Source organism: Enterococcus phoeniculicola ATCC BAA-412 (assembly GCF_000407505.1).
Taxonomy (GTDB): domain Bacteria; phylum Bacillota; class Bacilli; order Lactobacillales; family Enterococcaceae; genus Enterococcus_K; species Enterococcus_K phoeniculicola.
In genome coordinates, this window is record NZ_ASWE01000002.1 from 27,842 (window position 1) to 42,753 (window position 14,912).

Sequence of the window (14,912 nt, forward strand, 5' to 3'; positions counted from 1 at the left end):
ATAACATGATAGAAAAAAGATAGATAGATGAACATCGAAAAATGATTGAGAAAACATAGAGGAGGAAGTTTTGAACAGAGTGAACTAACAATTTGTAAAGCCAAAAAGTAGAAAAAAGAGACGATTAAGAGGAGCAGAATTCGTGGTTGATTTCTAGTAATTTAGAAGAGTAAGACTAGTCAACTGAAAAAAAATTGAGAATGACCAAAAATTTCTGAAAAGTAATAGTGCTATCGAACATATAACAACTAAAAAAAGAAAGTGACATTGTTTATTGGTACAATAAGAGAGGGTACCTCAAGAAATCTATATAAGAAGGTTTACAAGTGTATTTTCTTTTCTATATAATGTAAGAAAAGGTAGTTTTGTAGCGTATTTTAAGAAAATACGTATGAAATTACTTATGCCTCCTATGTCAGTCAAAAATCGAATGGCAAAGCGTCATACCGCTGATAGATTAAATTATCCTTGGGACAGTATCGATGTATCAGCTTATAGTAGTTTTCTAGTTATGAATTTCTAAAAAATGATAATAAAGGAGATGCTCATCTGTGAAATGGACGCGTAAAAATAAAATTCTATCTTGTATTTGTTTAATGCTGATTTTCGTTTTTATTTTCAGTCATTCGACACCTAAACTCGCTGTCAGGACAAATATATTTTTCTCAGGACATTTCATAGAGAGCGTTACCTGTGATTTAAAAAAAGGTGACTCTGAGAAACAATTATATTTGGTAACACCACCTATTCTTGAAAAAAGTACAGAATCTAATCTAGTAACGTATAAAGTTTATAATTTTTGGAATTTAATCCATTATGCAAATTATTACGGTGAAGTATAAAAATGCTTCTCTTTATCTAGAATTTGAATATAAAAGACTTCAAAGCGGTTTGTATTCACCAGTTTGAGGTCTTTTTGTTATTCAGAAAATCAATTTTTTCAAAAAAAGATAACTAAAAGAGTCGTTCCTACAAAAGCGCGCGCTAAAAAAATTTTGATTTTTCCCAAAGTGAATTCTCCTTAAAAAGTTTTGGGTTATTATAGCATGATAGAAAAAAGAGACGATTAAGAGGAGCAGAATACGTGGTTGATTTCTAGTAATTTAGAAGAGTAAGACTAGTCAACTGAAAAAAAATTTGAGAGTGGCCAAAAATTTCTGAAAAGTAATAGTGCTATCGAACATATAACAACTAAAAAAAGAAAGTGACATTGTTTATTGGTACAATAAGAGAAGGTACCTCAAGAAATCTATATAAGAAGGTTTACAAGTGTATTTTCTTTTCTATATAATGTAAGAAAAGGAAGGTTGGGCGGGGAGAAAATGAAAAGACAACAGCGATCGATGAAAAGAAAGCAGAGAAACAGAAAAATGATGATGTTCAGCTTGATAGCTATTCTATTTGGGAGTTCTATCTGCTTTTTTTTGTACATAAATCAGGAGCGTACGGTAAATTCAACGAATCAGAAGCAGACGAAATCACTAAAAACAGACGAAAAATTAGAACCGGAAAAAATTGAAAAAAAAGATGCAGAGAAGCCGGCAGAAAAAAAAGAAGTAGTAGACGATCAGTACGTCGTTACCCAGACAGCAAATGTTTATTTAGATAATAAAAAGAATACAGTTCGTGAAGAAAAAATACCCAAAGGAGCGATTATTGAAGTAAAACATGTTTCCGAAGATGATGAAATCATGGAAATTTTAACGGAACATAATCAAGGATTTATTGAAAAGCAATACTTAGCTCCTCGATCAGATGTTAAGAAGCAGCGGGATCAGTTGAAAAACCCAACATTGAATTCCGATGAGGTAACGAATTTGTTAGATGAGAAAATCCAGTCGTTTATAAAAGAAAATGGCGGGGACTTAAGCATCTATATTGAAACCGTCGATGGAACTCTAAAATATGGATATCAGGAAAATGCTGTTCGGCGTACAGCGAGCAGTATCAAATTAGCGTTTATTACATATATGATGAATTTAGCAGATGAGGGGAAACTTGATTTATCTGAGAAATTGACGTATCAAGAAAGCGACTACTATGGTGGAACAGGAATTATTCAATGGGATAGCTTTGGTTCACAATATACGTTGGAAAGACTTGCTGAATTAGTCATTCGCTACAGTGATAATGTTGCTTATCTCATGCTGCTTGATTATATAGGAGAGCCAAATTTTGTTGCGTTTTTAAAAACGATGGATGCAGAATCGCAAAATGATCGATTTTTTTCAACTGCAAAAGTGCTAACAAGCTATATGAAGTATGTAAACCAGCAGAAAGATTCAAGTGAGCATATAAAAAAATTATATGACTGGCTGCATCAAAGTACTTTTGATGATGGGGTTGCAATTGGGATACCTGCAGTGGATGTTGTCCATAAGACAGGTTGGATGCCTATGTATTCAGTGAGTAATGATATATCTTTAGTTGAGGCTGAGCGTCCTTACTATCTGACGATTATGACAAATGGTTATTCAGAAGAATATAGCGAGCAGGCAATTTCTGATTTAGCCGATAGTATTGATCGATGCATTTTACAATTAATTTAATTGGCCATAGGAGCCTACTTAGTATTTCTTTTTGTACGAATCTGACGATTTTTGAAAAAATCTTTTAGCCATCTGGGCAAAAGTTAAAAGAATCTAGAAAAAATAAGCAGAGTTTATATGCTGTAAAATGTTTACTTTCAAACCTTTTAGTATCTACTTGATTTTAAATGACAAACACTTCTGTTTACTCCATTTTTATTCTACAAAAGAGGAGACAGAAGTGTTTTTTTGACATTAAAGGGATTCTGTAGTTTGGCACAAGAAAGTCTGTTATGAAAAGCTTTCTTGTGCTTTTTATCGGAACTCTGGACTAAACATATGAAAAAATCTTCTTTGATTTGACTACGCTTATAGAGTCGCTATCTTTTTTACTGTATTAGCCGTTCGAATAGTTATGGAATCTTTCACGTTTGAGCGAGCGGTTCTTGACCACCAATTTGTTTTTTGATGTTCTTTTCTTATAAATGACCAAAAAATAGTTTCTTTATAACTAAACACTTTTTCATAGGCGGCGTTTGGTTCACCTAATTCTTCATAAAGTTTCTTACTGAACAAAGGGGGGAGAATAAAGATAAGATTATCATAAATATCTTTATTGCCGTTATCCCACCAGTCAGGAGTGTGTTCTAGCAGTTCTCTTAGATCCTCTTGTAAGGCAATATAGACAGGAATATCTAGCTGGAAGGAATGCTTTATTCCATTGCTTATCATGGTAGAAATTGTTTTTTTATCCTCTAAATCACTGGAAAAAATAAGGTTGCCGCTATTTAGATAGGTGACAACTTCTGTAAACCCAAGGATAGTCATTTCTTTTTTTAATTCGGTCATCACTAGTTTATTCTTTCCGCCGACATTAATCCCTCTCAGTAAAGCAACATATCTTTTCATTTTTTTGACCACCTTCTTTTTTCACCAAGTATAGCATAGCAGTCATTTTTCGGTATGAGTATGGAAAAAAAGGACTTAAGAGGTGAGCGGAAGCAATCGTCATTCGGTCATAGTAAAATTTTGCCAAAATCTTTTTTTAAAATAGATGAATTTTTCAAGAGTAGAGAATGGAAGGAGTGAAAATAAGAAATTTCGGCACTTTGAGTAAAATTTTAGTAAAAAAAGCGTTTTCTTTTTCGTCTAACTAGTCTACAATGGAGCTAACAGATTTTAGGAGGTAGACAAATGACAGAAATAAACATTTCAATTTATGACAAGGATGGAAAGATTCGGAAGGTTCAACAAGCTGACGAACCAGTGAAAAAAGAACTGAGTGCAGTTTCGCAAGAGTTTGCTCATCTTTCAATGAGGCACTTTACCTATGAAGAAGGAGATCAAATTAGGATTCATACGAATCAGAAAAAAATGTATTTGATGGTGAAATTAGATGAGACATTAGAAACCTCACTTATTTACTTACCAGAATTTGACTGGACGTATGAGTTATCTTTCAGTAAAAACCGTACAGAAGCCCGTCCTGAAAGTCGTTTTTTAGGAGAGAGTCACTATCTAAGTGCACGAGTAGCAACAAAAGACGAGATTGACAGGTATCAAAATTTAGCATTGAATCCGCATGATCAAAAAGATTTTTTAGGTGCTTATCCACATGCTCATGCGAATGTAGAAACCAGAAATGATGCGACATTTTTTGCTTGTAATGCGATTGACGGTATATATGCCAACCATTCACATGGTTCGTATCCATTCCAATCTTGGGGGATTAATCAGCAGGCAGACGCCGAGTTAACAATTGATTTTGGACGATTGGTTTTGCTAAACAAGGTGGTGTTTACATGGCGTGCAGATTTCCCTCATGACAACTACTGGAAAAAAGTAACGTTGAAGTTTTCAGATGGCTCAAGAGAAACCTTTGAGACAACAAAAACAGAGAAGCCGCAAACATTTTTGTTTTCTGAAAGAAGTGTTACATCTGTTCGATTTGGAGAGCTAGAACAAGCTGACGATCCTTCCCCATTTCCAGCATTGACTCAAATTGAACTTTGGGGAAAAAATCTCGCTTTTTCAGAGGAGTAATTTATGGAAACTCATTTTATTCATCAGCTTTCAGAAGAAACAAAAAAATACTTGAGTGAATCAAAAGTGGTTGAATTACCTGTTGCAGGCTACACCGATTATATAGAAACAGGGGAACGGCTCTCTTTTGAAACAGCTTATTTTGCTAGAAGGAGGCAAGTAGCTGTGCTTGCACTAGACTTTCTTCAGCGAAAAGATGAACAGACAAAAGGATTCTTAGAGCAGGTTCTTTGGGAAGTTTGTAATGAATATACGTGGGCGTTGCCCGCTCATTTACCGATTGAAGAGACGGATTATACAGATAATACCAAAGATAACGCTTCTAAATGGATTGATTTATTTGCTGCAGAAACGGGACAAATGCTTGCTGAAATACTAGAATTGATGGGTGTGGAGTTAGCGCCGATTATCCAAAGAAGAATTCGACTTGAGCTTGAAAATCGTATTTTAAGTCCATTTGAAGAGCGCGTATGGGCGTGGGAGTCTGTAAAAAGTAATTGGAGTGCAGTTGTGGGAGGCTCTATAGGAATGGTTGCTCTTTCCGTACTTCCGAAAAATAGTGCTAGACAAATCCAGCTGCTAAAAAAAGTAGACAACAGTATGCAAGCATATTTAAGTAGTTTTGGCGAAGACGGTGCATGTGAAGAGGGACTTAGTTATTGGGCGTATGGGTTTGGCTATTATATTTATTTTGCTGAGAAGTATAGTCAAGTTTTAAAAGATGATAAATATTTACGAGGGGAAAAAATAAAAAGAATGGCTTCGTTTCCTTATTATATGGTCATTGATAAGGAAGTTGGAATTCCATTTTCAGATTATCATCCTTCTGAGTTACCTAGTGGGCTTGTTAGTTTTTGTAAGGACTATTTTCAAGTACCTATACCTGAAGTGAAACAAATTAATGAGCTGGATTATGATCATTGCTATCGTTTTGCAGCACTCTATAGAAATCTTCAATGGACAAAGAAATCTGTTGGAGAGAAAAAAGAGATAGCACATTATTTTTCTGATGTGCAATGGGGGATTTTTCAATCAAAAGAAAGAGATCTCGTTTTTGCTGCAAAGGGTGGACGAAACGATGAAAGTCATAATCATATTGATATTGGTCATTTTGTTTTTGGTTCGCTAAAAGAGTGTTACCTAACAGACTTAGGGGCAGGGGAATATACAAAGGCATATTTTGATGAAGCCAAAAGATATCAGTTTTTGGTGAATAGTGCACAAGGGCATTCTCTTCCTATTATTGATGGGCACTATCAACAACCTGGTCCTGTTGTTGCTAAAGAGACAAGGTTTGTACCAGTAGAAAACGACTGGTTATTTGAAACAAATCTTTCAAATACCTATCAAATGGAAACAAACACTAAACTCATTAGGCAGCTTTTGCTCTATCCTTCAAATCGTACAGTAAAGCTGCAGGATATCGTTGAACGAACGACTGAGAAAACGGCTATAATAGAAAATTTTGTCACAACATTACCCGTTAAAATTGTTGGACAGAAGCTTCGCATTATTGGACAAGTAACAAATGAGATATGTGAGCTGACCTTCACTGGAACAGTTCAACTTAAAAAAGTGTCCTATCAAGCACATGATGGAACAGAAAAAAGCGCAACATTAATTCAATTTTTAGAAACAATAAAAGGCAATGGAAAGGTTCAGCTCACCATCCGAATGATTTCTGGAGAATAAGAGGGGAGAACTGTAATCTGTTCTAACAAATAAAAATCCTAAAAGACAGAGAAGACTCTGAATTTTAGGATTTTTTTAGTTAGCTAAAGTATTTGGAGCGGTTGTGGAACCACGAACTACTAGTTCAGTCCCTAAGAAAATTCTTTTGGCGATTCCAGGAGAATGGATTCGGTCATGTAACAAATTCATTCCAGTTTCACCCATTTCTTCAGTATATGCACGAACAGTTGATAGAGGTGGTGTGATATATCGAGAAATGGAAAGATCATTGATGCCCATAACACTAATTTGTTCTGGAACAGAAATATTTTTTGCACTCAATGTATGGATGATACCAATGGCAAAGGCATCATTTGCAGCCAAAATAGCTGTTGGTAGATCCTCTTTCCAAAGATTTAAGGCATATTCCGTAAGGGCTTCGCTAGTTTTGACATCTAACTGACTATTTTCTTTTACAATGAAATATTTTTCATCAAATAAATTCAAACTTTTCAGCATGTCGATGTATATATTTGTTGTTGGTGTTTTATATTTTCTATACCCATGTAAATTCTTGCTTTCTTCTGCACCGATATAAGCGATTCTGGTGTGACCAAGCTCAAGTAAGTGAGTTAGGGCAATTTCAGTTGCTTGGGAAAAGTCAGTATTCACGCAATCATATTCGTGGAGAGGGAAATTTGAACCCACCACACAAAGATTTGCGACGGTTTCATTTAATTCTTCGATTTTTTCCTCCGTAAATTTGCCAATAGCAAGGACACCTTCAACATCCTGAATCCCATTTTGTTCCATTTGAGAAAAGTTCACCACATTATAGCCTAAATCAACAGCTCTTTTTTCTGCAGCTAGTCGAATAGACATGTAGTAAATATCTTCTAGTTCTTCATCGCTTGTGCGCCATGTAATCAGACCAATGGATTTTGCGTTCATTGAAGGAGTTCCTGCATGGCTGGAGGTTTCTTTTTCCTTATTTTTTTTCTTATATTTCGTATAGTTTAATTTTTCAGCAACTTCAAACACTTTTCTTTTTGTTTCTTCTGTCGCAGAAAGGGTGGAATCATAATTTAATACACGAGAAACAGTAGAAATCGAAACGCCTGCTTCTTTTGCTATATCTGTAATTGTTGCCATATTTTACCTCCGTTAGATAGAGTCTATACCTATAGTATAGGGGATTCTACTAAAAATACAAGTAAAAAAAATAAAAATTTTACCAAAAAAACTTTACTTTTTTACTAGAAAAAGGTAAAATTTAGTAAAAGAAAACGCTTTTATTATTTTAGGGGGTGGAATTATAAAGAATGTTTATCGGATTATATGCGTGTTTTTCTTAGTTATTTCTTTTTCAGGATGTGCATTACAAATAAATGAAAGCGGAGAGAAAGAGAGGGAGTTTACTCAAAAAACAAAAGAAGGTATTAAGAAAAATGCTAAACAATATACAGAAAAAGAATTTCAGTCGGCGAATGTGCCATTGAATGAGTTTGTCCAGATTTCAGGGGAAATTATCCAAGCTGACAGGGAAAAGAAGATAGAAAAAGGGGATCGGTTTCTGCTGAAAAGCGGTTCAAGTCGTTATCAGGTGTTTAACGAGCAGGATATACCGATTCATGTTGGAGATTCGGTTACTGTCTATGGTGAATATTATGGATTTATAAAAGCAATTCTAGTTGAAGGGAAGTAAGAGAATGAATCACTATTTAACGAAAAAAGAGCTGAAAGAAAGTCTCCGCTCACTAATTGCTCCTCTTCGGCCTTTTTATGGAAAAGGAGACTTGGGAAAATTGAAATTCGGTTCCCACGGTACAGTTTATTCTGAGGAAACTCAGGGCGTAGAAGCATTTCTTCGACCTTTATGGGGACTAGGTCCGTATTTTACATCAGAAGAAGACGAGCTATTAGCCGTTTATATTCAAGGAATTGTTGCGGGAACAACCCCTGAAAGTGAGGATTATTGGGGAGAAGTAACAGATTTTGACCAACTGATTGTTGAAATGGCTTCACTAAGCACGTGCTTATTACTCAACAGAGAAAATGTTTGGGAAAAGTTTACTACTCATGAACAGAGCCGGTTATCCAGCTGGCTGTATCAAGTGAATGAGCGAGAAATCCCTAGGAACAATTGGCATTTTTTCCGTATCTTAGTGAATCTTGCGTTAAAAAAGTGTGGACAGTTGTATTCTCAAGAGCGAATTGATTCAGACTTTGAAGTGATAAATAGTTTTTATTGTGAAAATGGCTGGTACTTTGATGGGGAAGAGACACAATTTGATTACTATATCTCATTTGCTATTCACTTTTATAGTTTAATCTATGCCCATTTCATGTCAGAGGAAGATCCAAAGCGAGTGGAAGTCATTAAACAAAGGGCGACAGCATTTGCTCAGACGTTTAAATATTGGTTTGACAGCGAAGGAGAAGCGCTCCCGTTTGGGAGGAGTTTAACCTATCGATTTGCTCAGGTTAGCTTTTTCAGCGCATTAGTTTTTGCAGACGTCGAGGCGCTGCCTTGGGGAGAGATAAAGGGATTAATCAGTCGACATTTAACAAGCTGGATGAACAAGGAAATTTTTTCTGCCGATGGACTTTTGACTGTAGGCTATCACTATGAAAATTTAGTATTTGCGGAAGGATACAACGCGTATGGGTCACCTTATTGGGCGCTAAAGACTTTTTTATTGTTAGCTGTTGCTGATGACCATCCATATTGGAAAGCAGAAGCATTGCCTTTGACTATTCTAAATCGCTCACTGGCTGTTCCAGAAAGCAAGAATTTTTATCAATATAATGAAGATTTGACACATCTTCAAGCTTTTCCGGCGGGGCAGTTTGTGACACATCAGAATCATCCGCAATCAAAATACAGTAAGTTTGTCTATTCGACTAAATTTGGATTTAGTGTTCCGAAAACAGACTATTGGTATTACGAAGGAAATTACGATAGTACCTTGGCGTTAGCAAAGGATGACCATTATTTTCGACCTAAAGCACGAGATACATCCTATAAAATTTTAGGAGATCGGATTATTCATGTGTGGAATCCTTGGAAAGATGTTTTTGTAAGGTCAACAATTATCCCGTTGGAAACATGTCATATCCGAATTCATGAAATCGAAACAAAAGAAAGACTGACTGCATATGATGGCGGGTTTAGTGTGCCTTTTCAAGGAGTTTTGCCCGTATCAGAAAAACTGCGTGTAGTTGCGAATTCTGAGATGGGTTGTTCATCTATAGAAGCAATTTTGGGTTACAAAGAAGCAAGGGTTGTTCGGACAGAACCAAATACAAACCTGTTTTATAAACGAACTATGCTGCCGTATGTAGTTGCAGATTTAGCACCAGGAAAACATCTTCTTATTTCTCTTGTTTCAGGATTAATGCCAAATGAACGGATGAATAGACCAGTGATTGAACAAACTAAAGAGAAAATTTGTATAAATCAAAATGCTAAACGAATTGAAATTAGCGTTTAATATAGGAGGACGTAATGAACAAATTAGAATGGCTGCCAGAAAAAGTAGAATTTGCTGTAGAAAAGGTGAAAGAAAACCTAACGACATTTCAAGAGACTGTTCCATCCGCTGCTAGCGTAGAACTTGTCTATCCGCAAGAAGAAAATAATGATTGGACTGCAAGTTTTTGGATAGGCATGCTCTTTTTAGCCAAGGAGCTAACGGAAGACGCTGCATTTGATGAAACCATTGAAAGACAAATGGCCGTTTTTACCCGTCGTTTAGAAAACAAAATTGAATTGGAAACACACGATATTGGCTTTTTATATACGTTATCCGCTGTTTTTGACTATCAAGTGAACCATCGAGAGTCATCAAAAGAGCTTGCGATTAAAGCGGCAGATTTACTGATGCAGCGCTATGATGAAAAAGCGCAAATCATTCAAGCGTGGGGGAATTTAGAGGATCCAATACAAAGAGGAAGAATGATTATCGACTGCTTAATGAATTTACCTTTACTTTATTTTGCTTCAGATATGACGGGGGATTTGTCTTATAAGAAGGCAGCCTATGCTCATGCAAAGCAAACGCAAAAATATATTGTTAGAGACAACTTCACAACGTTTCATACATATTATTTTGATACAACAACGGGGGAACCGATTGAAGGGAAAACACAGCAGGGATTTTCGGATGATTCTTGTTGGGCACGTGGGCAAGCGTGGGGAATATACGGGTTCACTCTCAGCTATAACCATACAGGAGACTATACATTTCTTGAAACAGCAAAGCAGGTTGCCGATTACTTCATCGCTCAGCTGCCACAAGATAAAGTTTCCTATTGGGATTTGATTTTTGAAGAAGGAAGCACAGAAGAAAGAGACAGCTCTGCAGCGTCGATTGCTGTCTGCGGGCTACTGGAGCTCTCTAAACAATTGCCTTTAAGTGATCCTAAGCATGGGGAATATGAAAAGATTGCTGTTGAAATATTGAAAGCGTTATCCGAGAAGTATACAAGTATCCATACACCAAAATCTAACGGGCTGTTACTTGAAGGTGTTTATGATAAAAAGTCAAACAAAGGAGTAAACGAGTGCGTGATTTGGGGAGACTACTATTATCTGGAAGCCCTAATGAGAGTAACAAAGAGTTGGTACAGTGTGTGGTAAAAAAATTAATGGATGAAATGGAGGATACAAAAAATGAATTTTTGGAAAAAAGGTATGATTGCTGCATGGTTGTTAGGGAGCGTTAGCTTGATAGCTGCCTGTGGAAACGGAGACAAACAAGCGGACTCTGGGTCAAATGGAGACAAAACGCTAACGGTTACTACTTGGAATTATGATACTACACCTGAGTTTGAAAAACTTTTTCGGGCGTTTGAAAAAGAAAACCCTGGAGTAAAAGTAAAATCAGTTGATATTGCTTCTGATGACTATGATACAAAATTGACCACCATGTTATCAAGTGGAGATACAACAGATATTTTGACAATGAAAAACTTACTTTCCTATTCCAACTATGCTTTACGAGATCAATTAGTTGATTTAACGGATCATATTAATGGACTGGAGATCGATCCTGCCAAAGATAGCTATTCTATGTATGATGTGGATGGAAAAACTTATGCACAACCGTATCGTACAGACTTTTGGGTACTCTATTATAATAAAAAAATGTTTGATGAAGCAGGGATTGCGTATCCAAATAATTTAACTTGGGATGAGTATGAAGAACTGGCTAAAAAACTTTCAAAACCAGATGAACAAGTATATGGAGCGTATCAACATACATGGCGGTCGACTGTTCAAGCAATTTCAGCTGCACAAAATGATAAAAGTCTGATTGATCCAGAATATGGCTATTTGAAAGAAGATTATGATCGTGTATTGAGGATGCAAGAGGCGAAGTCCCAAATGGATTATGGGACAGCTAAATCTACCAGCGTGACGTATCAGTCTCAATTTGAAAATTCAAAAGCTGCGATGATGTACATGGGTTCGTGGTATATGGGTGCACTATTAACGAATCTCGATGATAACACGACAGATGTTGAGTGGGGAATTGCTGAAATTCCTCAAAAAGAAAAAGGAAAAGAGATTCAAACATTTGGTTCGCCAACTGCATTTGCCATAAATAAAAACTCTAAAAAACAAGAGCTTGCTCAAAAATTTCTTGATTTTTGTTCAGGCGAAGAAGGTGCAAAAGTGTTGGCAGAGGTTGGAGTAGTCCCTTCTTATAGAACAGATGCCATAAATAAACAGTATTTTGGTCATAAAGGAATGCCTACGGATGAAATTTCTCAAAAAGCGTTTAATCCAGAAAAGATAGCGATTGAATTTCCCTTAGATGCTAATGGTCCTGCTATTGATAAAATTTTACAAGAAGAACATGAATTAATTCTTGTAGGGGACGAAACACCAAATCAAGCAATTTCTTCTATGGAAAAACGTGTTAAACAAGAAATAGAATAATCGTTTTATCTGATGGAATCGAAATAAACTAATGAGAGTGGAACGCAGTTTAGTTCTTTAAACCGTAAGACGTTCTGCTTTTAGAGAAAAATCAGTGGACTTTGTTTTACCGTTTATTTAAACGTAAGAAGAAACTGGAGATTTAGTTGTATTTTAGAGGATAAAAGCTTATATGAAAGGGGGAAGCTAAAGAGCGAATTCGCTTTTTTAGCACACTTATATGGATGTTCGAACACAATCTTCACGTAAGTTAAAAAGAAAAAATACAGTTATTGCGTGGTCATTTATTGCGCCCAATTTTATTGGATTTCTTATATTTACACTGATTCCTGTTATTTTTTCACTTGTATTAGCATTTATGAAATGGGATTCATTTAGTGCACCTGAATTTGTTGGTATGAAAAATTTTACGAAAATGCTTGGGGATGAAACCTTTTGGATTTCACTAAAAAATACATTTTTATATACTATTGGTGTTGTTCCGTTAACACTTCTTTGTTCCCTTGGATTAGCTATTTTGTTGAATCAGAAAATAAGAGGAGTGAAATTTTTTCGCACAGCCTTTTTCTTTCCTTATGTTACCTCACTAGTTGCGATTGCGGTGGTGTGGAGCATGTTGTTTCACCCGACAATGGGACCAATCAACCAATTTTTAAAAGTATTTATTGAAAATCCTCCTGGATGGTTGTCCAGCTCAGATTGGGCACTGACAGCGATTATCATTGTAAGTGTGTGGCGAGGGATGGGCTATTACATGATTCTCTACTTAGCAGGACTTCAAAGTATCTCAAAAGAATTGTATGAAGCAGCCTCTATGGATGGGGCAAATAAATGGAACCAATTTAGGAATATCACGGTTCCTTCTCTTCGACCGACGACATTTTTTGTCACCATTATGTTAGTGATTAACTGCTTTAAAATTTTTGACTTAGTACAAGTAATGACCGATGGTGGACCTGGCCGAGCAACGAATGTACTGGTTTATCAAGTGTATAATGAAGCATTTGTTAAGTTCAATTTCGGCTATGCTTCTGCTATTGCGATGATTTTATTTGCGATTGTTTTGATCATTACGGTGATTCAGTTTAAATGGAATCAAATTCAAGAAAGAGTGTAGGAGGAGAACATTCATGGAATCGACAAATTTAAAAAGACCCAAAATAAAACCAGCCTTTACGATTGGCAGACTTTTCCTGTTTCTACTTCTCACTGTATTGGCATTTGCTACACTTGTGCCATTCATATGGATGCTTTCTGCATCATTTAAAGCAAATAATGATGTATTTTCAGTACCTATTCAATGGATTCCTAAAAACTGGCATCCAGAAAACTATTCGGTTATTTGGACGAGAATTCCATTACTAACTTTTTTTAAGAATACGGCTATCTTAAGTATTGTAATTACTTTGATCCAGTTATTTACCTCCAGTTTTGCTGCATATGGTTTTTCTAAAATGAATTTTAGAGGAAAAGATATTTTATTCCTTGCTTATATCGGAACAATTGCTGTGCCTTGGCAGTCGTACATGATTCCTCAATTCATTATGATGAGACAATTAGGGTTAACAGATACACTGATGTCGTTGGTTTTACTTCAAGCATTTAATGCGTTTGGTGTTTTCTTATTAAAACAGTACTACAGTAGTATTCCAGATTCGCTCTGTGAAAGTGCGAGAATTGATGGCTTAACAGAATGGGGGATCTATCGAAGAATTATTTTGCCGCTGACAAAGCCTGCGTTAGCTAGTTTAACAATTATCACGTTTGTAAACACATGGAATGATTACATGGGGCCATTTATCTATTTATCCTCAACAGAGAATAAGACAATTCAGCTGGGGCTGAAAATGTTTGTGGGTTTATATGATGCAGAATATGCATTAATTATGGCTGCGTCAGTTCTATCTATCCTACCTGTGGCGCTCGTATTTTTAGCTATGCAAAAATATTTTGTTGAAGGCATTGCTTCTTCTGGTGTAAAAGGATAAAGAAGGGGGACCTTATATGTTAAAAAAACAGACCTTTGAGACAAATATTTACATGAAAATGTTTCGGTGGGTATACATTGTTTTAATTGGTAATCTCTGTTTTCTATGTGTCAATAGTCCATTTACTATAGTAGCCATCACTACAGCAATAGATGGCAGGAATCTGTTTTTGTTTAGTATAGCACTTCTGTTTTTTATCCCTTCGTCACTGACAGCGATTGCTTGGCTAAATAAATGGCAGGAGGAAAAAGAGTTTGACCCTGCAAAACAGTTTTTTCAATTATATAAATTGTTATGGAAAAAAAGTTTCAGCTTGGGAGGAATCGGCTGGATAATTAGCTTAGTTGCTAGTGTAGATAGTCTATTTTTCTTAAAATTATCAATTGGGAAATGGCTCCTTCCTTTTTTCTTTGTACTTATTTTCATTGCTACAAGTGTAAGTATAAACAATTTCTATTTATATCTAAGAAATCCTCAATTAAAAATCAGCATAATCTACAAAGCATCGCTCTATTTTTCGCTAAAAAAATGGTATGTGAGCCTCGTCAATACACTGCTATTTATTGCGATTCCTCTAGTGATGGTGATAAAGCCGCAATTTGGTTTTTTAGTGACGCCAATTCTTTTTTTGGGAGTTATTTATTTGAATTGTCTTCAAATCACCAAAAGCTTGAAGGTTCTTTAAGTTCTGAAAATAGAATAAAACCGAATCTTTCTGAAAAAAAATAGAAAGTT

At 35.8% G+C, this 14,912-nt stretch carries 12 protein-coding genes; 10 read left to right on the plus strand and 2 right to left on the minus strand.

From position 1 onward, the window contains the following. Nucleotides 1-1,322 precede the first annotated feature (1,322 nt). Nucleotides 1,323-2,549: a serine hydrolase gene (locus tag I589_RS06975; protein ID WP_010768821.1), complete on the plus strand. Its 1,227-nt coding sequence runs from the start codon at nt 1,323-1,325 to the stop codon at nt 2,547-2,549. Nucleotides 2,550-2,897: 348 nt separating this feature from the next. Here I589_RS06975 and I589_RS06980 read toward each other — a convergent pair whose 3' ends face one another. After that, on the minus strand, nt 2,898-3,437 hold the full coding sequence (locus tag I589_RS06980; RefSeq protein WP_010768820.1) for a DUF1697 domain-containing protein: 540 nt from the start codon (nt 3,435-3,437) through the stop codon (nt 2,898-2,900). 285 nt (nt 3,438-3,722) lie between these two features. On the opposite strand from I589_RS06980, the gene I589_RS06985 reads away from it, so the two are divergent. After that, entirely contained in the window at nt 3,723-4,571 is an 849-nt protein-coding gene (locus I589_RS06985; RefSeq protein ID WP_010768819.1) for a discoidin/SUN/FTP domain-containing protein, read from the plus strand. 3 nt (nt 4,572-4,574) lie between these two features. Further along, complete coding sequence (locus I589_RS06990; protein ID WP_010768818.1) at nt 4,575-6,263, plus strand: heparinase II/III family protein; 1,689 nt, start codon at nt 4,575-4,577, stop codon at nt 6,261-6,263. Between the two features lie 75 nt (nt 6,264-6,338). Here I589_RS06990 and I589_RS06995 read toward each other — a convergent pair whose 3' ends face one another. After that, entirely contained in the window at nt 6,339-7,394 is a 1,056-nt protein-coding gene (locus tag I589_RS06995; protein WP_010768817.1) for a LacI family DNA-binding transcriptional regulator, read from the minus strand. A 190-nt stretch (nt 7,395-7,584) separates the two neighbouring features. Here I589_RS06995 and I589_RS07000 point away from each other — a divergent pair, with 190 nt between their 5' ends. The 7 genes from I589_RS07000 to I589_RS07030 all read left to right on the plus strand — a co-directional run bounded on the left by I589_RS07000 (nt 7,585) and on the right by I589_RS07030 (nt 14,862). Beyond that, the gene (locus I589_RS07000) at nt 7,585-7,947 is read left to right on the plus strand and encodes a hypothetical protein (protein WP_010768816.1); all 363 of its coding nucleotides are present in this window, start codon (nt 7,585-7,587) and stop codon (nt 7,945-7,947) included. Nucleotides 7,948-7,951: 4 nt separating this feature from the next. Continuing rightward, on the plus strand, nt 7,952-9,736 hold the full coding sequence (locus tag I589_RS07005) for a DUF2264 domain-containing protein (protein WP_010768815.1): 1,785 nt from the start codon (nt 7,952-7,954) through the stop codon (nt 9,734-9,736). A gap of 14 nt (nt 9,737-9,750) precedes the next feature. Then, complete coding sequence (locus I589_RS07010) at nt 9,751-10,884, plus strand: glycoside hydrolase family 88 protein (protein ID WP_010768814.1); 1,134 nt, start codon at nt 9,751-9,753, stop codon at nt 10,882-10,884. Between the two features lie 33 nt (nt 10,885-10,917). After that, on the plus strand, nt 10,918-12,189 hold the full coding sequence (locus I589_RS07015) for an ABC transporter substrate-binding protein (protein WP_010768813.1): 1,272 nt from the start codon (nt 10,918-10,920) through the stop codon (nt 12,187-12,189). A 220-nt stretch (nt 12,190-12,409) separates the two neighbouring features. Continuing rightward, complete coding sequence (locus tag I589_RS07020) at nt 12,410-13,306, plus strand: carbohydrate ABC transporter permease (protein ID WP_010768812.1); 897 nt, start codon at nt 12,410-12,412, stop codon at nt 13,304-13,306. A gap of 13 nt (nt 13,307-13,319) precedes the next feature. Further along, nucleotides 13,320-14,177, plus strand: a complete 858-nt coding sequence (locus tag I589_RS07025; protein ID WP_010768811.1) for a carbohydrate ABC transporter permease — start codon at nt 13,320-13,322, stop codon at nt 14,175-14,177. 16 nt (nt 14,178-14,193) lie between these two features. Continuing rightward, nucleotides 14,194-14,862, plus strand: coding sequence for a DUF624 domain-containing protein (locus I589_RS07030; protein WP_010768810.1), 669 nt, complete (start codon nt 14,194-14,196; stop codon nt 14,860-14,862). The last annotated feature ends 50 nt before the right edge of the window (nt 14,863-14,912 follow it).